This is a genomic window from Cupriavidus necator, assembly GCF_013141915.1.
GTDB lineage: Bacteria > Pseudomonadota > Gammaproteobacteria > Burkholderiales > Burkholderiaceae > Cupriavidus > Cupriavidus necator_B.
On sequence record NZ_SROX01000019.1, the window covers coordinates 43498 to 67664 of the forward strand.

A 24167-nucleotide genomic window follows, 5' to 3' on the forward strand; every position below is an offset into this window, starting at 1 on the left:
GCCTCGCCGCCGCGGCCCTGGTCGCAAGTACGCTCGCCTGAGCGGCGCAGGCGCGGTCGGCAAAAGGCCGCGTTTCCGGCTAGCCCTGCCGCGCGAACATCGACATGTGCCGGCCGATATGGTCCAGCAGCTCGATCGCTGCCGCGGGCAGGGGCCGGCCGTCTTTCACCAGCAGCCGGGCCTGGGTGCCGAGGAACAGGGGATGGTCCAGCGGCACCACCGCCAGCGTGCCCGCCGCGATCTCGCGGTAAGCGGCGAATTCACCGATCAGCGTCATGTACTGGCCGTAGGCGACGAACTGCTTCAGCGCGGTCAATGAGTTGCTGACCAGCGTCGCGCGGATCGAGATGTTTTCGGCGAACTCGACCATGCGCAAGGCATGGCCGACGCCAAACGAGGCCGGCATCATGGCCAGCGGGTAGTCCTGCAGGTCGGCAATCCCGGCTGCGCCGCCGCGCAGGGCCAGCGGGTGGTCGGGCCTGACCAGCAGCACCACGGGCTGCGGCGCGCTCGCCCGGTACGCGATGCGCGGGTGCGGCGGCGGGTTGTAGGCCAGCCCGATATGCGCGCGGCTTTCCGCCACTTCCTCCAGCACGCCATCGACCGCAAGGATATCCATGCGGATATCGAGGCGGGGGTAGCGCGCACAGAACCGTGCCAGCACCTCATTGACGAGCAGGTCGACGTAGCCTTCGCTCAGCACCACGCGCACCTCGCCTTGCTGCAGCCCTTGCAGCGCGTGCAGCTCGTCTTCCAGCTTTTCCTGGTGCGAGCGGTAGCCGCGCCAGAATTCCAGCAGGTGCGCCGCCGCGGCGGTGGGACGGAGCCCGCGCGGCTCGCGTTCGAACAGCATCGCGCCGAGCTCTTCCTCGAGCAGGCGGATCTGCCGCGTGATGACCGAGGGCGAGGTATTCAGGCTCTCCGCGGCGCCGCGGATGGTGCCATGCGCCAGCACTTCACGGAAATATCGCAGCCGTTGCTGATTGATTTCTCGCATGTCGAACGCGGGGTCGCGCGGATTTTTTTCCGGAGCGGTAACGATACCTGAACGCGCCTCGCCTTGCTCGCCGGGGGCAGCGTGGGCCACCTGGCCACGCTGCGTTGCCCGGAACAGAACGAAGTGTGGACCGAGTTGCTGTTTGCCAGCGAGGCGCCGGCTGCCAGGATTGTGCTCACGAGGGCCCCGACGAAGCCCCATCGAGCCGCAACCCCACCGGAGACAGCCAGCATGCTCGCAATCCCTACCCCAGGCGCCATCGACGGCGCTTCCAGCCTCTACAGCCGGATCAACTGGCGCCTGTTGCCCTTCCTGCTGGTCTGCTACCTGTTCGCCTACCTGGACCGGGTCAACGTCGGCTTTGCCAAGCTGCAGATGCAGAGCGAGCTGGGCTTTTCCGACGCGGCCTACGGCGTGGGTGCCGGGATCTTCTTCCTGGGCTATGTGCTGTTCGAGCTGCCGAGCAACCTGATGCTGCCCCGGGTCGGCGCCCGCAAGACCTTCAGCCGCATCCTGGTGCTGTGGGGCATCACATCGGCCTGCATGGTGTTCGTGCGCGACGTGCCGACGTTCTACGCGATGCGCTTCCTGCTCGGCGTGTTCGAGGCCGGCTTCGCGCCCGGCATGATCTATTACCTGTCGTGCTGGTACGGCCCACAACGGATGGCGCGCGCGATCGCCATCGTCTTCCTGGCGGGACCGCTCGGCGGCATTGTCGGCGGCCCGGTGTCGGCGTGGCTGATGACCGCGCTGGCCGGCCAGGGCGGGTTGTCCGGCTGGCAATGGATGTTCCTGGTCGAGGGCCTGCCTTGCGTCCTGCTGGGCCTGCTGGCGCTGTCGCTGGTGCCGGACCGCCCGGCGCAGGCGAGCTGGCTGAGCGATGCGGACCGGCGGCTGCTGGCAAGCGAACTGGGACCGGTGGCGGCGCACAAGCATGGCTTCAGCGCGGTGGCCCGGGACCCGCGCGTCTATGTGCTCGCGCTGGCCTACTTCTGCATCATCGCCGCCATCTACGCCATCAGCTTCTGGCTGCCGACCATGATCAAGGCGCAGGGCGTGGACGATACCGTGCGGCTCGGCTGGTATGCGGCCATCCCCTACGTGGCCGCCGCGTTCGGCATGTACTACATGGGCCGCAAGTCCGACCGCTCGGGCGAACGGCGCCTGCACTGCGCCGTGCCCGCGCTTGCGGCGGCCGTGCTGCTGGCGGCCTCGGTCCTGGCGGATGGCCACCTGGTGGCGACTCTGGTCCTGCTGACCTTCGCCACCATGGCGCTGTGGATGGCCTACACCGTGTTCTGGGCCATGCCGGCCGAGTACATCAAGGGCCCCGCGGCGGCCGGCGGCATTGCACTGATCAATACCATTGGCCTGTCGGGAGGCTTCTGGGGCCCGGCCACCATCGGCTGGACCAAGACCGCGACCGGCAATCTCCATCTCGGCGTGCTGCTGATGGCCGCGCTGCCGCTGCTCGCGGCCCTGATCCTGCTCGCCAGCAAGCAGCGCGCGCGCCGCTGACGCGGCATCGTGCGCGCCATACCGCGGATCGCGCTGCACCGCGACCGCGCCAACTGACCAACCAAGGAGTTCCCGTGCAACTGCATCTTTCAACCTGGGCCGAAGTCGAGCAATACCTGACCCGCAGCCGCACCATCGTGGTCCCCATCGGCTCGAACGAACAACATGGCCCGACCGGGCTGCTCGGCACCGACTGGCTGTGCCCGCAGATCATCGCGCACGAGGCGGAGCAGCACGCCGATATCCTGGTGGCGCCGACCTTCAATATCGGCATGGCGCAGCATCACCTGGCGTTCGCCGGCACGATTTCGCTGCGTCCTTCGACTTTCATGGCCGCGATCGGGGACTGGGTACGCTCGCTCGCCGGACACGGCTTCGAAAAGATCCTGTTCCTGAACGGCCATGGCGGCAATGTCGCGTCGATCGACGCCGCCTTCTCCGAGCTCTACGCCGAAGCCAGCTTTGCCCGGCGCCGCGCCGGCTTTGCGCTGAAGCTGTGCAACTGGTGGGATCTGGCGGGCGTGGGCGAACTGGCGCGCGACCAGTTCCCGACCGGCCACGGTTCGCATGCCACACCCTCGGAAATCGCGATCACGCAGTGGGCCCTGCCGCAGACGCGCAAAGCCGCCGACTATGCGCCCCGGATCGCCCCCACCGGCCCGATCCGCGAGGCGCTGGACTTCCGCGCGCGCTATCCGGATGGCCGCATCGGCTCGGACCCGGGCCTGGCAACGCCCGACAAGGGCGCGGCGCTGGTCCGGCTGGCAGCGCAAAGCCTGGTGCAGGAGCTGGACGCGTTCAGCCGCGAGCCCATGCCGGCGTGATGTGGCGGCGGCAATACTGGCGCTGGCCGCGGCGGGCTCGGGATTGATTACGCCATGTATCAATCGCTGTTCCCGCTGATGGCTTTATCGCGTGTCGGCGGCGCCTTAGAGTCCGTCGCATGGGGCACGGCAAGCGGACGCGACCTGCGCTTCGCGCCGTCCCCGATGCAGCGGCCGGCACCCGCCGTGCCCCTTGCGAGCCATCCTCGATCGGAGAGCCACTATGTCTGTCCTGCAACGACTCGCGGCGCGCGGCATGGCGCTGCCGCCGCCGCCTCAACCCTTGGGCAGCTATACCGCGGTCAGCCAGGCCGCAGACCTGCTGTTCATTTCCGGGCAGTTGCCGCTGCAGGATGGCAAGGTGCTCTGGCAAGGCCAGGTCGGCAACGATCTGACCGTCGACGAAGGCAGGCGTGCCGCCGAACTGGCGGCGCTCAATGTGCTGGCGCAGATTGATGCCTATCTGGGTGGCTTTGCGCGGCTGGACCACATCGTGCGGGTCGATGGCCACATTGCCAGCGCGCCGGGCTGGTTCGCGCAACCCGCGGTGCTGGACGCGGCCTCGGAGCTGTTCCGCGACGTGCTGGCAGAAAAGGCCGGCCACGCGCGGACCATCTCTTCGCACTTCCAGCAGCCGGGCAACGCGGCCGTGATCCTGGTGGTCATCGCCCAGATCCGGCCGGCATGAGCCCATCGTGCGGACGGCGCAAGCTGTCTTGCTACGCGGAAAATTTCTCGAGCAGGAAATCAACCAAGACCCGCACCCGGCGCGTGACATGGCGCGCGGACGGGTAAAGCAGCACGAACGGGCGCGCGCTGCCGCCGTATTCGCGCAGCACTTCCACCAGCGTCCCGTCGCGCAGGTCCTGTTCCACGACGAAGCGATAGGTCTGGAACAGGCCGGCGCCGGCGCGCACCAGCGTGGCACCGCCGAGGATATCTTCCGAGGCCGTGTACGAGCCGGTCGTCACGATATCGGTTTCGGTGCCGCCGACCCGCAGCGTCCAGGGAATCCGGCGCCCGCTGCTGGGGCGCTCGAACTGGATGCATTCATGCCGCAGCAGGTCCTCCGGGGATTGCGGCGTGCCGGCCTGGCGCAGGTAGCCGGGCGTTGCCACGACCACCAGTTCGGCATCCTCCAGCTTGCGCGCGATCAGGTTGGAGTCATCCGGCGCGCGCCCGCGCACGCTGAGATCATAGGTGTCATCGGCGAAATCCACATTGCGGTTGCTGATGTGCACGTCGATGCGGACCTCCGGGTACAGGGCCCGGAATGCCGGCAGTACCGGCAGTACGCGATAGTGGGCATAGGGCGTGGGCAGGCTGATCCGCAGCCGCCCCGCCGGCGCCGTGCGCTGGCCGCCGATCTGGCGCTCGGCATCGACCAGCTGCGCCAGCGCCACGCGGCTCTGCTCGAAGTACAAGCGGCCTTCGTCGGTCAGGCGGATCTGCCGCGTGGTGCGCACGAACAGCCGGACCCCGAGCCGCTCCTCCAGTCTTTGCACCGTGCGGCTGACCGCGGGCGGGGTCACGCCGGCGGCGACCGCGGCCGCGGTAAAGCTGCCCAGTTCCGCAGCCAGGCAGAACAGTTCGATGCTGCCGAGCTGAAGGTCATCGAATTGCCGTTTCATCGCTTCCCTTGCTGGTGACGGACCATCGCCCGCTATGCCGGACAGTCGCCATCATAGGTGCGCGCCGGGATGAAGTCGACCACGGCGGGGCCGGCCCCGTGCAGACCCGGCGCATTCGTACTCGCCGCGCATAACTGTTTGTCCGGCCAGGGCCTTCGAAGGGCCGGGCGGATTCCCTAGAGTGGAATCCATCGGCGCCGCCGGCCCGATCGGCAAGCTAGCCGGCCCCCACCTACATCGAGGTAAATCATGAGTGCAGCCCAGAAAGTCATCGTCATCACAGGCGCATCGCAAGGCATTGGCGCAGAACTGGTCAAGGCCTTCCGCGAACGCGGCCATCGCGTCGTCGCCACGGCGCGCAGCATCCGCCCATCCGACGACCCGGACCTGCTGGCAGTTGCCGGCGATCTCGCCGACCCGGGCACGGCGCGCCGCGTTATCGCCGCAGCCATGGCGAAGTTCGGCCGCGTCGATACGCTGGTCAACAACGCCGGCATCTTCGTCGCCAAGCCGTTCACCCGCTATACCGACGCGGACTACGCGGCGGTCACGGGCATCAACCTGACGGGGTTCTTCCATATCACGCAACTGGCCATCGCCGAGATGGAAAAGCAGCGCAGCGGCCACGTTGTCAGCATCACCACCAGCCTGGTCGACCATGCCATCAGCGGGGTGCCATCGGTACTGGCATCGCTGACCAAGGGCGGGCTCAATGCGGCGACCCGATCGCTGGCGATCGAGTATGCGCGGACCGGCATCCGCGCCAATGCGGTCTCGCCCGGCATCATCAAGTCGCCGATGCACGCACCGGAAACCCACGAGGCACTTGGCGCGCTGCACCCGATGGGCCATATGGGCGAGATGCGCGACATCGTCGATGCCGTGCTTTATCTTGATGCGGCGCCCTTCGTTACCGGGGAAATCCTGCACGTCGACGGCGGGCAGAGCGCCGGTCATTGAGGCCATGGCGTGCAACGGCGGCAGCGTGCGCGTGCCGCCGTGCCGATCTACCAGACGGGACTGCCATGCCGCGAGCCGCCCCTTGCTTCAGACCAGGTTGGTCTCGACGTGAATGTTGGCACGCAATGCCTTGGAGTACGGACAGGTCTGGTGCGCGGTATCGACCAGTGCCTGTGCCACCGCGCGCTCGATGCCGGGGATCCGGACGTTGAGCCGCGCCTGCAGCAGGTAGGCTTCGCCAGCCCTGCCCAGGTCGACCTCTGCGTCGACCGACAGGTCGGGCGGCAGGCCGACGCTCATCTTGCCGGCGGCGAGCCCGAGCGCGCCGATAAAGCATGCCGACCAGCCCGCCGCCAGCAGTTGCTCCGGGTTGGTGCCGGCGCCCCGGGAGCCCGGCGACGACAAGCGCACGTTCAGGCGGCCGTCGTCGCTGCGGGCCTCGCCGTCGCGGCCGCCCGCGGTGATATGGACCTTGCCGGTGTACAGCACTTTCTCGATGCGCGTCATGTCTTGTTCCTGGTGGGTGGTGTTGCGGTGGATGAGGAAAGCCAGCGCGTCGCCGGCCGGCACGCCTTACGCGTAGGCGCCGTCGAGATAGGGGTCGACGCTGCGCGACGGGTCCGCCGAGACGCCGCTGCGGTCGAGCCCCGCCACGGAACGGGCGCCGTCGGTAAAGGGATCGACGTTGCGGGCACCGTCGCTGTACGGGTCGACGCTGCGGGCGCCGTCGCTGTATGGGCTGCGCGTGTCCTGGATGGAGCGCGCGCCTTCGCTGTACGGGTCACGTGCATCCGCCACGGCGCGGGCGCCGTCGGTGAACGGGTCGCGTGCGCCTGCGGCAGACAGGCTGGCGGCCTGGGCGCCGGCAGCTGCGGCGGCGAGGGCCAGGGCGAGGACAACACGGCGGGCGATTTGGGTAGTCATGATCGGTTTCCTTAAAGTTCGCGTTGAGGGTTTAGCGGGCCGGCTTCGCTTTCGGGTTATCCGGCGCGCGGCCACGGAACGTATTTAAGGCGACCGGTGTATCGGCCATGTAGCCGATGCAGGCCGACTTTGTCAGCCGCCGTGTCGTACCGCAGGCGAGATACAAAGCGGTACAAAGCGGCGGGCGCGACGCGCGCCGGCGGCGTGGCAAAGGCCGGTCCGTACGCCGGCTGCACGCTCCGGCGCGCCGTGGTCGAGGCGGCTAGCCGATGGCCGCGCCCTGCGCGGGCCCCAGGCGCGCCACTTCCTCACGCAGGCTGCGCACGAACGCATGCACCACCTCGCCCGCCCCGCCCTGGCGCCATACCGCGCCGACCGGCCCGAACGATTCGGCGTCGGCCACCGGCAGCACCCGCAGCAGTCCCAGTGCTTCCAGATGGCGCGCCATGGCGCCGGAACAGACCCCGATGTAATCGGTGCCGCGCAACACCGCCTCCAGCGTCAGCACCGAACCGGTTTCCACGCGCGGCTGCAGCCCGGCCGCGCCGCGCTCGAGCAGCACCGTGTCGAGCCGGGTCCGCATCAGGGTCTCGCGCGGCGGCATCACCCACGGAAAGGCAAACAGGTCGCGCCAGGCGATGCGCTGGCGCCCGGCCAGCGGATGATGCCGTGCCACCACCACGCCGATGCCATCCTCGAACAGCACCTCGTGCGCCAGGTGCGGCCCGTAGGCACGCGCGTCGAGGGAGCCGACGATGACGTCGTAGTCGCGCCGCTCGAGCCGCTCCAGCAAGGTGTTGAAGACGCCTTCCGTGACCTCGATCTGCACGTTGGGCTGCGCCTGCTGGAAGCTGACGATGGCGCGCGGCACCAGCTGCGCCACGCCGGCAAAGACGCTGCCCACATGCAGCCGCGCCACCGCGCCCTTGGCAATCGAGCCCAGCTCTTCATGGGCGCGCGAGACCTCGCCCAGCACACGGACCGCCAGCTTGCGCACCGCTTCGCCGGCCGGCGTGAGCTGCAGCCGGCGCCCGCGCACCAGCAGCCGCGCGCCCGCCAGCGCTTCCATCTCGCCCAGCCAGTGCGACATCGCCGACTGTGTCATGTGCAGCCGCTGCGCCGCCGCGGACAGGGTCCCGGCATCCAGCAGGATCAGGAAGGATTCGAGATGGCGCATGCGCAACCGGCGCGCCCAGGCCACGCTATCCGCAGGTTCTGTCATGAGCGTTTACTAATACATCCATCGGAACAATTCACTGGCGCTCATGGTAAGCCAATTCAATAATGCGCAGGAGTTCCTCGGCTTTCTCAGCTTCCTCACATTGTTCTCAGGCTTTTCACCTATGAAGAAACTCTCAGTTGTTTCGTACCTGGCCGTGGCGGCGGCTGGCCTGGGCCTGGCCCTGCCTGCCTGGAGTTGCGGCGAAGCGGGGTCGAACCGGCCCATCCGCCTGGTGGTATCCCAGCAAGCCGGCGGCAGCACCGACACCATCGCCCGCATGTGGGCCGAGCATGCCGGCAAGGAACTCGGCACCACGGTGGTGGTGGAGAACAAGCCCGGCGCCGGCGGCGTCATCGCCGCCAAGTCGGTCCTGGCGCAACCCGCGGACGGCTGCACGCTGTTCCTGGCGGGCGTGTCGCAGATGGTGCTGAACAAGTTCGCCTACGCGCCGCTGGCCTATTCGCCCGAGAAGGATTTCACGCCGGTCGCGACGCTGACCAACGTGCCGTTCGTGCTGGTGGCCAACCCGCAGACCGGCTTGCGCACGCTGGACAACCTCACCGAAGCGGCGCGCGCCAAACCGGGCGCGATCAACTTCGCCTCGTCCGGGCTCGGCAATTCGACCCATCTGGTGGTGGAGATGCTGCTCAAGCAGCGCGGCCTGCGCATGACCCATGTCCCCTACAAGGGCGAGCCGGATGGCGTGATCGCCACGGTCTCGGGCGAAACGCAGGTGATGGCGCCGGTGCTCAGCACCGCATTGCCGCAGATCCGCGCCGGCAAGCTGGTGCCGCTGGTGGTGTTTGCCGCGAAACGCGTGCCAGACCTGCCGGACGTGCCGGCGGCCCCGGAAATCGGGCTGAAGGGTTTCGAGGATATCGGCTGGTCGGGCATCGCGGCCAAGGCCGGCACGCCGGCCGCCCCGATCCGGCGCATGCATGCGGCGACGCAGAAATTCCTGTCGGATCCGGTGGTGGCCGACAAGCTGCGTGCGATGCAAGTCACGCCGATGCCCGGTCCGGTCGGCAAGCTAGCCGAGCTGACGGCCCGCGACACGGTCAAGTGGAAGGACGCCATCGGCGACCTGAACCTGCGCGCCAACTGAAGCCCACGCAACCCTGGACCCCGAGGTAACAATGAAAAAAGGCATGGTGGTCTGCCCGCAGCCCGAAGCGGCGGAAGCAGGCATCGAAATCCTGCGGGCCGGCGGCAACGCGGCGGACGCCGCGGTCGCCTGCGCGTTTGCCCAGACCGTGGTCGATCCGCTGATGTGCGGCGTCGCCGGATTCGGCACCGCCGCGGTGTATATGCCGTCGCAACAGGCGCACGAATACATCGACTTCCACGCCACCGCACCGGCGCGCGCCACGCCGGACATGTGGGCCGACCAGCTCGAAGGCGAGGCGCGCGACGGCTTCGGCTTCTTCGTGAAGGACCGGCTCAACGATATCGGCTATCAGTCGATCGCCACGCCGGGCACGCTGCGCGGCCTGGAGGCGATCCACCGCAGCTACGGCAGGCTGCCGTGGCGGGAAGTGATCGCGCCCGCCATCCGCTGGGCGCGCGATGGCTATTTCGTGCGCCCGGGCATGTATGCGTTCTGGACCGACGTGGCCACGCTGGGCCGCGCCAGCAACCTGGAACGGCTTGCGTACAGCGCCGATGGCCGGCGCCTCTATTGCCGTGAAGACGGATTGCCCAAGACCATCGGCACGCCGCTGCACAATCCGGACTTCGCCGACACCCTCGAGCAGATCGCGCGCGAGGGGGCGGACGCGTTCTACCTGCACGATATCGCGGGGCGCATCGTCGCGGACATGGAGGCCAACGGTGGACTGCTGTCGCGCGAGGACCTGGCGGACTACCGGGTCGAGCGCACCGCGCCGCTGACCGGCACCTATCGCGACCGCACCATCACCACCAACCAGCCGCCGGGCGGCGGGGTGATGCTGATCGAGATGCTGAACATCCTCGAGCGCTTCGACCTGGCGCGGATCGGCCACAACACCCCGGAATACCTGCGCATCGTCTGCGAGGCAATGAAGGCGGCCACGCGCGACAAGGACCTGCACGTCGGCGACCCGGCCTTTGTCGAGGTGCCGCTGGCGCGCCTGCTCGACAAGGACTATGCCCGCGCGCTTGCCGAGCGCATCGTCGCCGGCGACAAGGTAGACATCGCCCGCGTCAATCCCGGCCACGTGGTGCCGCGCGACACCACGCACCTGTCGGTGGTCGATGGCGACGGCAACTGCATCGCGCTGACGCATTCGCTGGCGATGCCGTCGGGCGTGATGACGCCGGGGCTGGGCTTCCTGCACAACGGCTGCATGGGCGTGTTCGATCCGCGCCCCGGCCGCGCGGGCAGCATCGCGCCGGGCAAGCGGCGCTTCACCTCCTCCTGCCCTTCGATCGTGTTCCGCGACGGCGAGCCGGAGATCGTGCTGGGCGCGCCGGGCGGTACCCAGATCGCCATGGGCGTGCTGCAGGCCATCCTGAACGTGGTCGATTTCGGCATGGCGATGCAGCCGGCGGTGTCGGCGCCGCGTTTCTCGTCGACCAGCAATGCCATCGATGTGTGCAACCGCATTCCGCGCTATCTCACCGCGGAACTCGAGGCGCAGGGCTACGAGGTCATCCGCAATCCGTACAACTACACGATCGCGTGGGTGCATGCGATCCGGCTCGCGCATGGCAAGCTCGATGGCGGTGCGGATCCCGGGCGGGACGGGGTGGCGCTGGAGACCGAGATCGCCTGAAGACGCGTCGCGTGCGCGCCCTGCACCGCCGCTGCCGCCCGGGAGCAAGACGGGCTACTTCTCCAGCGTCAGGATCGGCGCGCCCTGCTTCTTGATCAGGAACACGACGAACTTCGCCGGCCTGGTCTTGCTGGCATTGCGCCCGACGGTGTGGATGTCGTCAGGCCCCTCGTGGAAGGTCTGGCCCGCCTTGAGCGTGACTTCCTTTCCGCCCTTCACGCCCATCACAATGCTGCCTTCCAGCACGTAGATGAAGCCGTGTGCGTCGTGGCGGTGGACCGGGTCGGCACCGCCCGGGCCATACTCCACCACGATCATCTCCACCTCCTTGCCCGGATACTCGGGCAAGGGCTCGGTCAGCAACGGCTTGACGCTGACATCGTTCGCAGCCATGGCGGGCTGTACCATCGCCAGGCACGACAGCGCCAGCACCGGCAATACGCAGAGGATGCGCTTCATCGCCTTACTCCAGGCCCGCCTTGTCGAGCCCGAACGCCTTGTCGGACGAACCGGGCACGGTGCGGAATGCGACGTTGAGGCGGTTCCAGGTGTTGATCGTACCCACCAGGAACGTGAGATCGGACAGTTCCTTTTCGGAGTACTGCGTGCGCACGCGTTCATAAACGTCATCGGGCACGCCCTGCGCCGACAGTTGGATCACGGCTTCGGTCCAGGCCAGCGCGGCGCGCTCGCGCGGTGAGAACAACGTCGATTCGCGCCAGATTGCCACGTGGTGCAGGCGCAGCTCACGCTCGCCATGGATTTTTGCCTGCTTGATGTGCATGTCGACGCAGAACGCGCAGCCATTCAGTTGCGACGCGCGAATTTCGACCAGCTCGCGCACAGGTGCCTCGATGGTGGTCTTCTGGAAGAGTGCGCCGAGCTCGATGAGCTTTTTCGACAGTTCCGGGGATTGCTGAAAGAAGTTAAGGCGTTGCGTCATGGGTCGCTCCTGCTGGGCTATGGGATGGGGCTCGCCGCACCTGCGCCGCGTGTCGGGCGCAGGTGCGGCTTGCCGTGAATGCTAGGTGCGCGGGGAACCGCGCGGTAGTGCCCCGATGGTGCCCACGCTGTTGCCGTGCCGGCACCAATCGCGACGGTGCACTCAGTCGATGACCCTGACGATGCTGTGGATGCCCTCGCGTGCCATCTTCGCGTAGGGGCACAGCCGCTCGGTATCCCGCACCAGCGCCTCGGCAACGTGCCGCGCCACGCCGGGCATGCGGATGCGGATCTCGGCAATCAGCGCGTAGCCGCCATCCATGGGATCGCGGCCGAACGACACCTCGGCCGCTACCGTGGCATTCGACACGTCAACCCGTGAACGCTTGCCGACAAGGCTCAACGCGCCATGAAAGCAGGCCGCAAAGCCTGCCGCGAACAGTTGCTCGGGATTGGTCCCGCTGCCCGGGCCACCGAGTGCCACGGGCAGACGCAGATCGAGCATCAGGTTGCCATCGTCGGATCTGGCAATGCCCGATGCACGGCCATGCCCCGCCTCGCCACCCGCTACCGTGACCGTGGTCGTATAGAGCGCGGTGAAGCCCTGGCCCCGATACCGGTCGAGCAGCGTCAGCGGTGGCGGCTGCAAGCTCTCGCTGTTCCCCATATGGTCTCCAGGCTACTTGCCTTGCGATGGCTGCCAGTCTTCGAAACGGATATGGCCCAGGCGTGCCTCGCCCGCCGGCACCAGGGTGTCTTGCTGCAGTTCGGCGCCGAAGTATCGCGCGGCCGTATCGGCCACGACGCGGCGCGTGTCGCCAGTGGCCTGGAGATAGCGCTGCACCAGGTCGCCCATCTTGAAGCGCTCCGGCCCGGCGATCTCGGCGATCGCGTTGAGCGGTGCGGCCAGCGCGGCGTCGGCCACGGCGTCGGCAACGTCGTCCGAGGCGATCGGCTGGATCAGCGCGGACGGCAGCGTGATGGTGTCGCCCGGCCCGGCCGACTGCACGATGCCGCCGAGGAATTCCAGGAACTGGGTGGAACGGACAATGGTGAAGGGAATGCCCGCCTTGCGGATCAGCGCCTCCTGCGCGATCTTGGCGCGGAAGTAGCCGCTCTGCTCGAGCTTGTCGGTACCGACCACCGACAGCGCGACATGGTGGCGCACGCCGGCCGCCTGCTCGGCCGCCGCCAGGTTGCGGCCCGAGGTCTCGAAGAATTCCAGCACGGCCCGATCCTCGAACGATGGCGAGTTTGCAACATCCACCACCACCTGCGCGCCCGCCAGCGCCTGTGCCAGGCCCTCGCCCGTCAGCGCATTGACCCCGGTGGCCGGCGAGGCGGCAACCACGTCATGACCCTGGGCAGCCAGTCTCGCGACGACTTTCTTGCCGATCAGGCCGGTACCGCCGATAACAACGATCTTCATGATGCCTCTCCAGACAGAAGGTGGACAATTCCCTCCGCATGTTAAGGACGGCGGTGGTTCCGCACCAGATCGGCGCGGGACGCACGCTGTTTCCTGTTTGGCATCAATCAAATGTGGCAGCGCCGGCGCAAAAGGTGTGCACCCGCCCCGCAGGACATGCGTGGGATGCGCTCGCCGGTCTAGCGATTCACCTTGAGACGGTATTCGCTGGGCGAGAGCCCGAAATGCCGGCGGAACGTCACGCGCATCCGTTCTTCGCTGCCGAATCCACACGCACGCGCGATCACTTCGATCGGCTGGCTTGCATCCTGCAGCTGGCGCCGCGCGGCCTCCAGGCGGAAATACTCGACGCCCTTGGCTGGCGTGCGTCCGGTTTTTTCCTTGTAGACCCGCGCGAAATTGCGCGGGCTCATGCCGACACGATTGGCCAGTTGCTCGACCGACAGCGCTTCGCTCGCCAGGTTCTGCGTGATCCACAGGTGCAGCGATTCGAACATCGGCACCTGGCGGCTTTGCGTGATCAGGATCTCGCTCAACTGCGGCTGCGCACCGGGCCGCTTCATGTAGACCGCCAGCTCCTTGGCCGCATTGAGCGCGACCTCGTGCCCGTAGTCGGCTTCCACCATGGCGAGCGCCAGGTCGATGCCGGTGGTGACGCCGGCCGAGGTCCAGAGGTGCTGCTGCTGCACGAAGATCGCATCCAGGTCCAGGTCCACCGTGGGGAACAGCACGCGGAACCGGTCGAGCATGGCCCAGTGCGTGGTCGCGCGCTTGCCGTCGAGCAGGCCCGCGAATCCGAGCAGGAAAGCGCCGCTGCACACGGACGCCATGCGCCGTACCGACCCGGACGCGCGGGTCAGCCACTCGATCAGCGGCGTCGAGGTTCGGGCAACCTCGAGGATGGCCGGCGAGCCCGGCACCACCACCGTGTCGATCGTGCCCAGGTCGAAGGCATCGAGCGCCGCGGTGTGCATCGCGGTGCCTTCCACCGTCGTGACCATGCCGCCCGCATAGCTGGCCGTGTGACAACGGTAGCCCGGCATGCCGCGTGCCACGGCGTAACGGGACGCGGCCCAGAACACGGTCTGGGGGCCGGCAAGATCGAGCAGGCTTACGTCCGGATACGCCACGAACAGAATGTTGCGTGGCACATCTTCGGCGTTCTCGGGGGCAAGGGGCGGCGGATTCAGGACCATGGGCGGGAAATACCGTAATCGGGGCGATGCTATGTCATCGGAGCAAGCGCGCGCAAGCGATCGCGCAGGCCGGGCGGTCTTCGCGATACACGCCTTTTTGCTCCCGGTGCCGGACACAGGCTGCCGCCAGGGCGTCGGCGTTTCCACTCATGCACCAATCGCCGCGGAGGATGGCGTGACGTGCAGTGCCCGGCTGGCAGCCTGGCAGAAATTCGGGGATCGCTGTCATTTACGTTGCGCTGGCCGGTTATTAAGATTCGCAAGGTTCGGCCAGGGATGCAACGACATCCGCGCATCGGGCGCCGCAGCACACGGTGCATGCGAGCGGCTTCCCGGCGCGCACCGCCCTGGACGGCGGCGCCTTCAACGCGCTTGCCGGGCACTGTATCAGCGACGGCCGACGCGCTGCACAAGAGGGAGCCCTTTGGGGGCAGACATGAAGCCATCAGAGCCAACCGATACGCCGGAACGAAGCTTCCGCCTGAGTTTGCCCAATCGCGCGGACGCGCTGTCGGCCAGCTTCGCGGCCAGTTATGCCGGCATCATGGCATTCATGGCCGTGGCAAGCGAGGGCAGCTTCGCCAAGGCGGGCGAGCGCCTGGGCATCGGTCGATCGGCAGTGAGCCGCAATGTGCAGAAGCTGGAAACCCAGCTCAGCACGCGGCTGTTCCTGCGTACCACACGCACCACGCAGCTGACGCGCGAAGGGCAGCGCTTCTTCGAGAACTGCCACCAGGGCGTCACGCACATCGTCGAAGCGATGAACGACATACTGGAGCTGCGCCAGGGCCCGCCGCGCGGACTGGTGCGGATCAGCGCTGCCGTGGACTTCGGCAGGAAAGTCGTCGCCCCCCTGCTCGACCAGTTCGTGCGGGCCTACCCCGAAATCGCCATCGACCTGCTGCTCGACGACCGGCCTACCGATTTTGCCTCGGAGCAGATCGACATCGCGTTCCGCAACGGCCGCATCGAGGATTCGAGCATCATCGCAAGACAGCTGATTCCCATGCAGATGGCCTTGTGCGCGGCGCCGTCCTACGTGGCCAGGCACGGGCTGCCCCAGACGCTGGAAGATCTGGCGCAGCACGAATGCATCAACTTTCGCTACGCCGGCGGACGCCTGTTCGATTGGGAATTCAAGGTCGACGGCATGGTGCGCAAGTACACGCCCACGGCGCGCATGACCTTCAACGACGCCGACCTGGTCCTGCAGGCCGTGCTGCGGGGCTGGGGCATTGCGCAGATGGCCGGCTACCAGATCCGCGATCACGTGGCGAATAACGAACTGCTGGTGGCGCTGGGCCGGTACGCGCCCGACGACCGCGGGCATTACCTGTGCTACCTGAGCCGCCAGCACTTGCCCACGCGCATTCGTGTCTTCATCGATTTCATGGTCGAGCATATACGTGCGCTCGATCTGAATTGCCTGACCGGGTTCAACCCGGCGCGCGCAAACGCGGATGTCAGGATGGCAACCGCTCCCACCGCTGGAGAGCTCGGCTAAAGGACAATGCCGTGTTCCGACGCCGGTTCCGGCACGGCATCGGTCTCGCCCAGCATCTCCATCAGTTCGCGCTCGATCTTGCGGCAGATGTACGCGATCGGCACATCGTTGGCGCCGCCTTCGAAAGGGTTTTCGGTGCTTTCACCGACCTGTTCCAGCGCGAGGTACATCCACGAGATCATCGCGCTGAACGGAACCACCAGCCAGATCAGGTGGCTATGCATGAAGCCAGGCACGCTGCTGTTGAGCTTCTCGAATTCCGTGAGAATGCCAAAGGGAAGCAACAGGCAGAACGAGCGGACGAAGAGCTGGTTGATGACCGCATATTGCCTGGGATACGGATAGTCCTTGATGCGCTCTGCCCGCCCTTGCTGCTCGAAGGCCTCCCGGATTGCCCTTTCGCGCTCCTCCGGCGGCAGATACCGGGCAAGCGCATGTTCCAACGGTGTTTCCCACTCGGGCACGCGGTAATGCTTGCGGTACTCCACGTTGGCAGCCTTGCCCGCGTTCTCCCAGATCCGCGGGCTTCTGAGTTGATAGCGAAGCGCCGTCAGCCACGCGCAGTGCCGCAGAATCAGCTCTCTTCCGGCCGCCGGCGTGGCGGTGAAGTCCCGGCTGATGACACCCAGGAACCGGCTCCCGTTCAGGATCTGGGTCCAGACCTGCTGGGCCTCCGAGGCCCGATTGTAGGTCTGTACATTCTTGAAACCCACGATGAACGAGGTGGCGGTGCCCAGCAACACCACGACCGAGAGCGGCACCGACAGCCATTTCAGCCCAAGGAGCTGATAGAGAACAATGGGGAGCGCTCCACAAGCGAGCAAGGCGTAGATCTGCCGTCTCGACCAGACGATGAATTCGGATAAGGAGTAGGCTCTTCCGAGGTGCATGATCGGAATCGTATGAGCAGTGTCACCCATGCGGTAGATGCAAAGCGATACGCATGGCGTTGCCCGGACGGCACCAATCCCAGGCGCGCGGGTACGCGCTGCCTGACCGGCGTGGTACGCGTTAGCGAAATCCCGCTTCGGTACGCGGGCAATCCGGTGGCTGAACGCAAAGGCATCGGCAACTCCGACATCCTCTAAAATTTTCCTTGTAATGAGATCGATTCCCATTTACTATTCGATCACTGCCTGACGCACGGCGCCCTGAACCTGGCACCGGACGGCGCGGGCAGACCGGCCAGGCTGGCACCGCGCGACACGCGAAGGCAACCAGCGCTGGCAGGGACAGATTTCCGGATGCCGCCCCCGCGGCCTTCGACACCGACTTTTGTGGGGACCGCTCCGTCACGCGGAGCGTTTGGTAGTAGCCAGTCTCCGGAAGATCGGGAAAGCAACCAGACCCCGCTTTCCCGATCGCGTCTTCCGGCGGCAAGCCAGGCCACCTTTTTATTCCGCGCGCCGTGCAGGCACGTCGCGCCGCCAGGGACGGGAGCGCCAGCGCCCCGCCGGCCCTGGCGCTTCCCGCCTGAAATCCCGCCAAGCCACCGACGCCGCGCCCGCGGCGCCAGGGCCGGGCGTCGCCCTGACTGCGGGGCGCCAGCCGCAGCATGCCTATGCCATCCGCCATGTCATCCGAGAGCACCAACCCGATCCATCTCAAGCGCGCCGGCCTGAAGGCCACCTCGCCGCGGATGCGCATCCTCGAAGTGTTCCGCACCAGCGCCAGGCGCCACCTGAGCGCGGAAGATGTCTATCGCATCCTGCTGACCCAGGACGAGGATGCGGGGCTGTCGACGGTGTACCGCGTGCTCAACCAGCTAGTGCAGGCGGAGATCCTGCTGCGGCACAGCTTTGAGTCCGACCATGCCGTGTTTGAACTGAATGAAGGTGGGCACCACGACCACCTGATCTGCGTGGCATGCGGCCGCGTGGAGGAATTCCGCGACGAGGGCATCGAGCAGCGCCAGCGCCAGGTTGCCGCCGACAACGCCTTCGTGCTGCGCGAGCATATGCTGGTGCTGTATGGCGTGTGCCCGCAATGCCGTGCCGGCGCCGCTGACGCGGAACGCGTGCCGGAACTGCCGGCCAGCGCCTGATCCCGCCGCATGTTGCGCACCTGACGGAGCCATCCATGGAGCGCCTGACCAAACCCCTGTCCGAACTGAAGCACCTGATCAACCTGTGCCTGCGCCAGGAACCGGGCTGCCAGGACTGCCAGCTGCGCGCGGTGTGCGTGCACCGGCCCGACCATACCGGCTGCAACTGGAGCGCCGAGGTCGATTTCCCTGAACGCAGCGAAGCCGACGCCGTGCGCCACTGGCGCCAGGCGCGCCGCGTGGTCATGATGGTGCGCGCGCAGTACAACGTGGGCACGGTGGCGCAGGCCTGAAGCCGCCGCTTCGGTCTGATATCGAGTTGTGCCGCAGTGATGCCCAGCGCTGCTGGGGATTCGCTCGCGCAAGGTCTTTTCTGCAGGTGGCCTGGCTCAGCGTTCGGCGGTAACGCCGGACGCCCGACTGGTTCCAACCCGCGCTTCGGCGCCCGGCCGCAACACCAGCCACACCGCCATCCCGATCAGCGCACCGCCCGCGGCATGCGCCCACGACAGCGCTTCGCCCAGGAACAGCGCGCCCCAGACGATGCCGAACGGCGGGATCAGGAAAGTGACAGTCAGCGAGCGCACCGGGCCCAGCTCGGCGATTAGCCGGTAATACAGGATGTAGGCCAGCGCCGTGCACAGGATGCCCAGCCCCAGCATGGCCCCCCAGACGCCGGCGCCGGCGTCGGGCAGCGTGTTGTGGCGCCACAGCGCGGCGATGCAGAAGGGCAGCAGGAAGGCGGCGGCGCCCAGCAGGCTGCCCGCCGCGACCAGCCGGCTGTCGAGCCCGCCCCGCTGCGTGATCCAGCGCCGCGCCAGAAAGCCCGACAAGCCATAACAGGCGGTAGCAAGCAGGCACGCCAGTGCCCCCAGCAAGACCTCCGCTGAGAACGTCACCGGCCCGGTGCGGGTCAGCACCGCAACACCCGCCACGCCCAGCATCACCCCCACGGCTTTTGCGCGCGTCAGCGGTTCCGCAAACGCGATCGCCCCGATCACCACGCCCATCAGCGGCGTCATTGCATTGAACACCGCCGAGTAGCCGGCCGGCAGCCACAGCGCCGCCACGGCATACATGGCGAACGGAATGCCGGAGTTGACCACGCCCAGCGCCAGCACCGCCGGCCATTTGCCTTGCATGTCCCAGCGCAGGCGCAGCAATGGCAGGCACGCCGCCAGCGTTAGCGCGCCGATCAGGACGCGTACGAACGCCGTCGGTAGTGGCCCCAGCACCGGCGCGCCGATGCGGATAAACAGGAAGCTGGCGCCCCAGAGGGCCGCAAGCGCCAGCAAGCGAAACAGGTCGAGGGGCTTCATTGGTCAGCGGTGAGGGCGCGCCAGAAAGGTCGGCGATGCCGCATTGGACGCCGGCACGGCGTCCATCGCAAGCCGGATTCGGACCTGTGGCCCGCCACCGCCCGGCCGGCGAGTAAGGAATTTGCACCCAGTTGACCGATCTACGCGAAATTTGGGAGGCGTTTCCGCCACAATGTCACTTAAACGCGTCACTTTCTTACCGCGAGCTTTCATCGTCCCCCCTCGCAGGAGGGGGCGGTACGGCGATGCGTGACAATCCGCATTCGATTAAATTAAAATCTGGTCTGCGCCAGAGTTAATTGACCCCTCCGACGCATTCCCGACAAGCCGCCAGGCCTCCTGGCGGCTTCTTTTTTTGATCCGGTAGAATGCGCGTTGCCCCGGGCACGCCCCGTGCCTCGCCTGTCCCGTGGCGCTGCCGGCGTCACACTGCCTGCATCCTGCGTCAACCGGCGCGGCGCCAGCCGCGTTGCCAATCCACATGAAACGACAGTTCCTCGGCCTGCTGGCCCGCGTCTACGTCCTGCAATTTGCCCTGGAAGTCCCGGCCACGGTGGCCATGCTGGCTGACATGCTGCTGGAATATGGCTTCCAGGTCGATATCGGCTCGGTGCGCCCCTTGCTGCGCGCGTTGCAAATGGAAGGCTACCTGGAAAGTGTGCTGCGCGACGGCATCGGCCGGGTCTACCTGCTGACCGAACGCGGCCGCGAAGAACTGCAGGCCAGCCGCCAGCGCATCGACGACCTCTATCGCCGCCTGCACGCCGGCCTGCCAATCACCGACGAAGCACAACGCTCCGCCTGATCGCGCGCCGGAGGCTGCCGCCGCGAGCGTACCCGTTTCTGCGCGGCTGCTTTGTCACGGCGGCGCCTCGGCCGGCGTACCGACCTTACTTCTTCTCCGCCTTTCCTTCGTAGCGCTTGCTCCATTCGGCCAGGATGCGGTCGCGGTTATCGCTGGCCCAGCGGAAGTCGTTCTTGATGAGGCGCTTCTCGTAGTCTGCCGGCAGCAGCGCATCGGGCTTGGCGATGCCCGGCACGGCCAGCACCGCGAAGTTCTTTTCATACAGCGCCATCGCCTCGCGCGACGCCGAGAAGTCGGCCAGCTTGCGCGCGGCATCAAGCTGCCGGGTGCCCTTGACGATGGCGGTGGCCTCGATGTCCCAGCCCAGGCCTTCGCTGGGCAGCACGATATCGATCGGCGCGCCTTCCTTCTTCGACTTCATGGCGCGGTACTCGAACGCGATGCCGATCGGGAATTCGCCCTGCGCCGCCATCTTGCACGGCTTGGAGCCCGAGTGCGTGTACAGGCCGATGTTCTTGTGCAGGGCGTCCATGTATTGCCAGCCCTTCTGCTCCCCCATCATCTGGAGCCATGCACTGACGTCGAGGAAGCCCGTGCCCGACGAGGCCGGATGCGGCATCACCACCTTGCCTGCGTAGACCGGCTTGGCCAGGTCGGCCCACGAGCTGGGCTTGGGCAGGCCCTGCTTCTGCGCCTCGACCGTGTTGAAACAGATCGCCGCGCCCCACACGTCCATGCCGACCCATGCCGGCGGGTTGGCCGGGCTGCGGTATTTGGCATCGATCGCCGCGAGGTTCTTCGGCGCATACGGTTCGAGCATGCCTTCCTTGTCCAGGATCGCCAGGCTGGAGCCGGCCAGGCCCCACACCGCGTCGGCGCGCGGCGCGGCCTTTTCCGCCAGCAGCTTGGCGGTGACGATGCCGGTGGAGTCGCGCACCCACTTGATCTCGATCTCGGGATGCACCTTCTCGAAGGCAGCCTTGTAGGCGGCGATCTGGTCGGCTTCGAGCGCGGTGTAGACCGTCAGCACGGTGGCGGCGGCGGCGTGGCCGGCCAGCAGCGGCAGCGTGGCAGCGGCCAATGCTGCGGCAAGGCGGGTGATGCGGGACATGGTTTCTCCTTTGGGGTCGGTCAGTGTGTTGCGCAATGCAGCGGGATGACAAAACGGCAACGGTTCAGCCGGCGCGCCAGCGCTGCGCGCGGCGCAGCCAGCCGGCCGAGAACGCGTGCAACAGCAGCGCCGCCAGTACGGCGGTCAGCAGGATCAGGGTCGACATCGCCGCGGCGGGTGCGGTATCGCCGGCATCATCCATGTTCAGCACCGAGATCGCGGCCAGCACGGTGTCGGGGCTGTACAGGAAGATCACCGCCGAGACCGTCGTCATCGACGACACGAACAGGTAGCGGAAGATGTCGAGCAACGCCGGCAGGCACACCGGCACGGTCACGCGCCAGCACGTCAGCAGCGGCGCCACGCCCAGCGCCAGCGCGGCGGCCTCGAACTCCTGGTCCAGTTGCCGCAGTGCGGCGGCCGCGGTCAGGTGGCCGGTGGTGTAGCAGTGCGCGACATTGCACAGCACCAGCAGCGCCATGGTGCCGTACAGCGCGTGCAGCGGATTACCGGGCGCATTGAAGAACAACACATAGCCCAGGCCGAGCACCAGGCCCGGCACTGCCATCGGCAGCAGGAAGCCCGCACGCAGCACGCCGTGCAGCCACGCGGGCCCGCGCGTGCGCAAGGTCAGCCAGGCGCCCAGGAAGATCGTCGCCGTGCCGGCCAGCGCGGTCAGTGCCGACAGCTTCAGGCTGTTGCGGTAGGCCAGCCAGCCGCCGCCGTCCATGTTGTCGAAGTCGTAGTGCGCCAGCGTCAGGCTCAGGTTGTACGGCCACAGCTTGACCAGTGACGCCCCCACCGCGGTGGCAACCACCGTCAGCAGCGCGGCGCTGATGCCCAGCACCAGCAGCAGGCATGCGCTGTCGCGGCCACGCTCGGGCGCCGGCACGTACACCTGCGCGCGGCTGCCCAGCTGCGTGCGCTGGCGCCGCTGCAGCGCCATGTCCACGGCAAAGGTCAGCAGCGCGGGCGCCAGCAACAGCATGCCGATCAGCGCCCCGCGGTCGAACTGCTGCTGGCCGACCACGGCCTTGTATGCCTCCAGCGCCAGCACCGGGTAGCCACCGCCCACCACCTTGGGCACGCCAAAATCCGTGATCACCAGCGTCAGCACCAGGCAGGCTGCGGCGAACAGGCCCTGGCGCGCGCCCGGCAGCGTCACGGTACGAAAGGTGCGCCACGGGCCGGCGCCCATCGCGCGCGCCGCTTCATAGAGGCGCGCATCGGCCAGCGACAGCGTCGCCACCAGCACCATCAGCGCATGCGGAAAGGTATAGAAAGCCTCGCCCAGCACGATGCCCCAGAAGCCATAGATGCCACCCGCCCCGAAGGCGCCGCGGAAGATGCCCTGGTTGCCGAACAGGTAGACCAGCGCGAGCGCCGGCAGCAGCGAGGGGGCGAACAGCGGCAGCAGCGCAATGCCGCGCCACAGCGGCCGCAGCGCGATGCAGGAACGCTGCAGCGCATAGGCAAAGCCGAACGCCAGCGGCACCACCAGCGCCACCACCGTCAGCGACACCGCCACGCTGCGCCCGAGCATCGGCAGGAAGTTGGGGCCGGAGACCAGCGCGGCCAGGCGCGCGCCCAGCACCCACTGGCCCGCGCCATCGAACCAGGCCTGGCGGAACAGCGCCAGCAGCGGCAACAGCAGGCCGACGGCAAGCCCGGCCAGCCAGAGCCACTTCATCGCGGCGGGGGCGCCGTGCGCCAGCCGCGCGGCCAGGCCGGTGCCGCGCCGGTGGGATGCAGGTGCCTGCGTTGGCAGCACCGCCGTGGCGGCGCGCGTCATGCGAACACCCGCAACGCCGGCGCGGGCAAGGCAATCCAGAACTTGTGGCCGCCCGCCTCCGGCAGCCGGTGCCGCGCCTCGCGCGCGACGTCGGCAAACAGCGTCAGCCCGGGCAGGCGGTCGGCTGCCAGCGCGAGCCGATAGCGGTTGCCCAGGTAGGTCTGGTCGACCACGCGCGCCAGCAGCCGGTTGGGCTCGGCGGGGTCCGGGTCCAGCCGCACCGCCTCCGGGCGGCAGCACAGCCTGCCGGCGCCAGCCACTGGCGCCGCGGCGTCCAATAGCAGCTCGACCGCCTCGCTGCCCTCGCCAACCAGGAAGCGCCCGGCCGCGCTGTGTCCGGGCAGCCAGTTGGCCTGGCCGACAAAGCCGGCGACGAAGGCCGACGCCGGCTGCTCGTAGATCTCGGCGGGCGTGCCCGCCTGCACGATGCGCCCCCCCTCCATCACGGCGATGCGGTCGGCCATGGTCATGGCCTCTTCCTGGTCGTGGGTGACCATCACGGTGGTGATGTTCAGGCGGCGCTGCAGCTGGCGCAGCTCGGCGCGTAGATGTTCGCGCACGCGCGCATCGAGCGCCGACATCGGCTCATCCAGCAACAGCAGCGAAGGCGCCGGCGCCAGCGCACGGGCCATTGCCACGCGCTGCTGCTGGCCGCCGGAGAGCTGCCCGGGGAACTTGCGTTCGCTGCCGGCCAGCCCGACCAGGCCGAGCATCTCGGCCACGCGCGCGTCGCGGTGCGTGCGCCCCATGCCGCGCCCGTGCAGCCCGTACGCGACGTTCTGCGCCACGGTAAGGTTGGGAAACAGCGCGTAGGACTGGAACAGGATGCCGTAGTCGCGCGCCTGCGGCGGCAGGCCGGTCAGCGCGCGCGCGCCGGCGTGGATGCGGCCGGCGTCCTCGCGCTCGAGGCCCGCGATGATGCGCAGCAGCGTGGTCTTGCCGCAGCCGGACGGGCCCAGCAGGCACAGCAGCTCGCCTTGCCCGACCGACAGCGACACGCCATCCAGCGCCACGAAGCCGCCAAAGCGCTTGCTGACCTGGTCCACGGCCAGGAACGCCCTGCCCTGCGTTGGCTTGCCAGCCTGCATTACCGAATCTCCCCGCATCTCGATCGAACCGGCCGCCAGCATAGGCAGCGCAGATGCCAGCCATATGGCAGATCGGCAAAGTATTTCGATGGCGCTATCGGGGGA

25 protein-coding genes are annotated in these 24167 nt (G+C 67.6%); 10 read left to right on the top strand and 15 right to left on the bottom strand.

The window, feature by feature from the left end; all coding sequences use genetic code 11:
- Positions 1 to 79: 79 nt before the first annotated feature.
- On the bottom strand, positions 80 to 997 hold the full coding sequence (locus tag E5S69_RS26335) for a LysR family transcriptional regulator (RefSeq protein WP_171517399.1): 918 nt from the start codon (positions 995 to 997) through the stop codon (positions 80 to 82).
- 231 nt (positions 998 to 1228) lie between these two features.
- Between E5S69_RS26335 and E5S69_RS26340 the strand changes: the two genes are divergently transcribed.
- The 3 genes from E5S69_RS26340 to E5S69_RS26350 all read left to right on the top strand — a co-directional run bounded on the left by E5S69_RS26340 (position 1229) and on the right by E5S69_RS26350 (position 4027).
- Entirely contained in the window at positions 1229 to 2515 is a 1287-nt protein-coding gene (locus E5S69_RS26340) for an MFS transporter (protein ID WP_171517400.1), read from the top strand.
- A gap of 74 nt (positions 2516 to 2589) precedes the next feature.
- Positions 2590 to 3339 carry a creatininase family protein gene (locus E5S69_RS26345; RefSeq protein WP_171517401.1) on the top strand — a complete coding sequence of 250 codons (750 nt, stop codon included), beginning with the start codon at positions 2590 to 2592 and terminating at the stop codon, positions 3337 to 3339.
- 223 nt (positions 3340 to 3562) lie between these two features.
- Positions 3563 to 4027 carry a RidA family protein gene (locus E5S69_RS26350; protein ID WP_171517402.1) on the top strand — a complete coding sequence of 155 codons (465 nt, stop codon included), beginning with the start codon at positions 3563 to 3565 and terminating at the stop codon, positions 4025 to 4027.
- A 31-nt stretch (positions 4028 to 4058) separates the two neighbouring features.
- Here E5S69_RS26350 and E5S69_RS26355 read toward each other — a convergent pair whose 3' ends face one another.
- Positions 4059 to 4970: a LysR family transcriptional regulator gene (locus E5S69_RS26355; RefSeq protein ID WP_171517403.1), complete on the bottom strand. Its 912-nt coding sequence runs from the start codon at positions 4968 to 4970 to the stop codon at positions 4059 to 4061.
- Between the two features lie 249 nt (positions 4971 to 5219).
- On the opposite strand from E5S69_RS26355, the gene E5S69_RS26360 reads away from it, so the two are divergent.
- Positions 5220 to 5930 carry an SDR family NAD(P)-dependent oxidoreductase gene (locus tag E5S69_RS26360; RefSeq protein ID WP_171517404.1) on the top strand — a complete coding sequence of 237 codons (711 nt, stop codon included), beginning with the start codon at positions 5220 to 5222 and terminating at the stop codon, positions 5928 to 5930.
- Between the two features lie 87 nt (positions 5931 to 6017).
- Here the strand turns inward: E5S69_RS26360 and E5S69_RS26365 are convergent, their stop codons facing one another.
- The 3 genes from E5S69_RS26365 to E5S69_RS26375 form a co-directional block, all read right to left on the bottom strand.
- On the bottom strand, positions 6018 to 6437 hold the full coding sequence (locus tag E5S69_RS26365) for an organic hydroperoxide resistance protein (protein ID WP_171517486.1): 420 nt from the start codon (positions 6435 to 6437) through the stop codon (positions 6018 to 6020).
- A 66-nt stretch (positions 6438 to 6503) separates the two neighbouring features.
- Entirely contained in the window at positions 6504 to 6854 is a 351-nt protein-coding gene (locus E5S69_RS26370; RefSeq protein ID WP_171517405.1) for a hydroxyquinol 1,2-dioxygenase, read from the bottom strand.
- A 262-nt stretch (positions 6855 to 7116) separates the two neighbouring features.
- Positions 7117 to 8076 (bottom strand): LysR family transcriptional regulator, encoded by a 960-nt coding sequence (locus E5S69_RS26375; RefSeq protein WP_236901436.1) that lies wholly within the window; start codon positions 8074 to 8076, stop codon positions 7117 to 7119.
- A 121-nt stretch (positions 8077 to 8197) separates the two neighbouring features.
- On the opposite strand from E5S69_RS26375, the gene E5S69_RS26380 reads away from it, so the two are divergent.
- Positions 8198 to 9181, top strand: a complete 984-nt coding sequence (locus E5S69_RS26380; protein ID WP_171517406.1) for a Bug family tripartite tricarboxylate transporter substrate binding protein — start codon at positions 8198 to 8200, stop codon at positions 9179 to 9181.
- A gap of 43 nt (positions 9182 to 9224) precedes the next feature.
- Positions 9225 to 10832, top strand: coding sequence for a gamma-glutamyltransferase (gene ggt / locus E5S69_RS26385; RefSeq protein ID WP_171517488.1), 1608 nt, complete (start codon positions 9225 to 9227; stop codon positions 10830 to 10832).
- Positions 10833 to 10886: 54 nt separating this feature from the next.
- On the opposite strand, the gene E5S69_RS26390 is transcribed toward ggt, so the two are convergent.
- The 5 genes from E5S69_RS26390 to E5S69_RS26410 all read right to left on the bottom strand — a co-directional run bounded on the left by E5S69_RS26390 (position 10887) and on the right by E5S69_RS26410 (position 14354).
- Positions 10887 to 11291 carry a cupin domain-containing protein gene (locus E5S69_RS26390; RefSeq protein WP_171517407.1) on the bottom strand — a complete coding sequence of 135 codons (405 nt, stop codon included), beginning with the start codon at positions 11289 to 11291 and terminating at the stop codon, positions 10887 to 10889.
- 4 nt (positions 11292 to 11295) lie between these two features.
- Complete coding sequence (locus E5S69_RS26395; protein WP_171517408.1) at positions 11296 to 11775, bottom strand: carboxymuconolactone decarboxylase family protein; 480 nt, start codon at positions 11773 to 11775, stop codon at positions 11296 to 11298.
- Between the two features lie 162 nt (positions 11776 to 11937).
- A complete protein-coding gene (locus tag E5S69_RS26400) occupies positions 11938 to 12441 on the bottom strand; it encodes an Ohr family peroxiredoxin (RefSeq protein WP_171517409.1) in 504 nt (167 codons plus the stop codon).
- A 12-nt stretch (positions 12442 to 12453) separates the two neighbouring features.
- Positions 12454 to 13203: an SDR family oxidoreductase gene (locus E5S69_RS26405; protein ID WP_171517410.1), complete on the bottom strand. Its 750-nt coding sequence runs from the start codon at positions 13201 to 13203 to the stop codon at positions 12454 to 12456.
- 179 nt (positions 13204 to 13382) lie between these two features.
- On the bottom strand, positions 13383 to 14354 hold the full coding sequence (locus E5S69_RS26410; RefSeq protein WP_336510617.1) for a GlxA family transcriptional regulator: 972 nt from the start codon (positions 14352 to 14354) through the stop codon (positions 13383 to 13385).
- 481 nt (positions 14355 to 14835) lie between these two features.
- Between E5S69_RS26410 and E5S69_RS26415 the strand changes: the two genes are divergently transcribed.
- Positions 14836 to 15903, top strand: a complete 1068-nt coding sequence (locus E5S69_RS26415; protein ID WP_171517412.1) for a LysR family transcriptional regulator — start codon at positions 14836 to 14838, stop codon at positions 15901 to 15903.
- Here the strand turns inward: E5S69_RS26415 and E5S69_RS26420 are convergent.
- The gene (locus tag E5S69_RS26420; RefSeq protein ID WP_171517489.1) at positions 15900 to 16793 is read right to left on the bottom strand and encodes a bestrophin family protein; all 894 of its coding nucleotides are present in this window, start codon (positions 16791 to 16793) and stop codon (positions 15900 to 15902) included. The two genes, E5S69_RS26415 and E5S69_RS26420, sit on opposite strands and share 4 nt — an antisense overlap.
- Before the next feature lie 665 nt (positions 16794 to 17458).
- On the opposite strand from E5S69_RS26420, the gene fur reads away from it, so the two are divergent.
- Together fur and E5S69_RS26430 are read left to right on the top strand one after the other, a co-directional pair.
- Positions 17459 to 17947 (top strand): ferric iron uptake transcriptional regulator, encoded by a 489-nt coding sequence (gene fur, locus E5S69_RS26425; RefSeq protein WP_171517413.1) that lies wholly within the window; start codon positions 17459 to 17461, stop codon positions 17945 to 17947.
- Positions 17948 to 17982: 35 nt separating this feature from the next.
- Positions 17983 to 18240 (top strand): hypothetical protein, encoded by a 258-nt coding sequence (locus E5S69_RS26430; protein WP_171517414.1) that lies wholly within the window; start codon positions 17983 to 17985, stop codon positions 18238 to 18240.
- A 96-nt stretch (positions 18241 to 18336) separates the two neighbouring features.
- On the opposite strand, the gene E5S69_RS26435 is transcribed toward E5S69_RS26430, so the two are convergent.
- Entirely contained in the window at positions 18337 to 19266 is a 930-nt protein-coding gene (locus tag E5S69_RS26435; protein WP_171517415.1) for a DMT family transporter, read from the bottom strand.
- A gap of 481 nt (positions 19267 to 19747) precedes the next feature.
- Between E5S69_RS26435 and E5S69_RS26440 the strand changes: the two genes are divergently transcribed.
- Positions 19748 to 20071 carry a PadR family transcriptional regulator gene (locus E5S69_RS26440; protein WP_171517416.1) on the top strand — a complete coding sequence of 108 codons (324 nt, stop codon included), beginning with the start codon at positions 19748 to 19750 and terminating at the stop codon, positions 20069 to 20071.
- Between the two features lie 85 nt (positions 20072 to 20156).
- On the opposite strand, the gene E5S69_RS26445 is transcribed toward E5S69_RS26440, so the two are convergent.
- The 3 genes from E5S69_RS26445 to E5S69_RS26455 form a co-directional block, all read right to left on the bottom strand.
- Entirely contained in the window at positions 20157 to 21182 is a 1026-nt protein-coding gene (locus tag E5S69_RS26445; RefSeq protein WP_171517417.1) for a putative 2-aminoethylphosphonate ABC transporter substrate-binding protein, read from the bottom strand.
- A 64-nt stretch (positions 21183 to 21246) separates the two neighbouring features.
- Positions 21247 to 22974, bottom strand: a complete 1728-nt coding sequence (locus E5S69_RS26450) for a putative 2-aminoethylphosphonate ABC transporter permease subunit (RefSeq protein ID WP_171517418.1) — start codon at positions 22972 to 22974, stop codon at positions 21247 to 21249.
- Positions 22971 to 24062 (bottom strand): putative 2-aminoethylphosphonate ABC transporter ATP-binding protein, encoded by a 1092-nt coding sequence (locus E5S69_RS26455; protein WP_171517419.1) that lies wholly within the window; start codon positions 24060 to 24062, stop codon positions 22971 to 22973. The genes E5S69_RS26450 and E5S69_RS26455 overlap by 4 nt, the downstream gene beginning before the upstream one ends.
- Positions 24063 to 24167 lie beyond the last annotated feature (105 nt).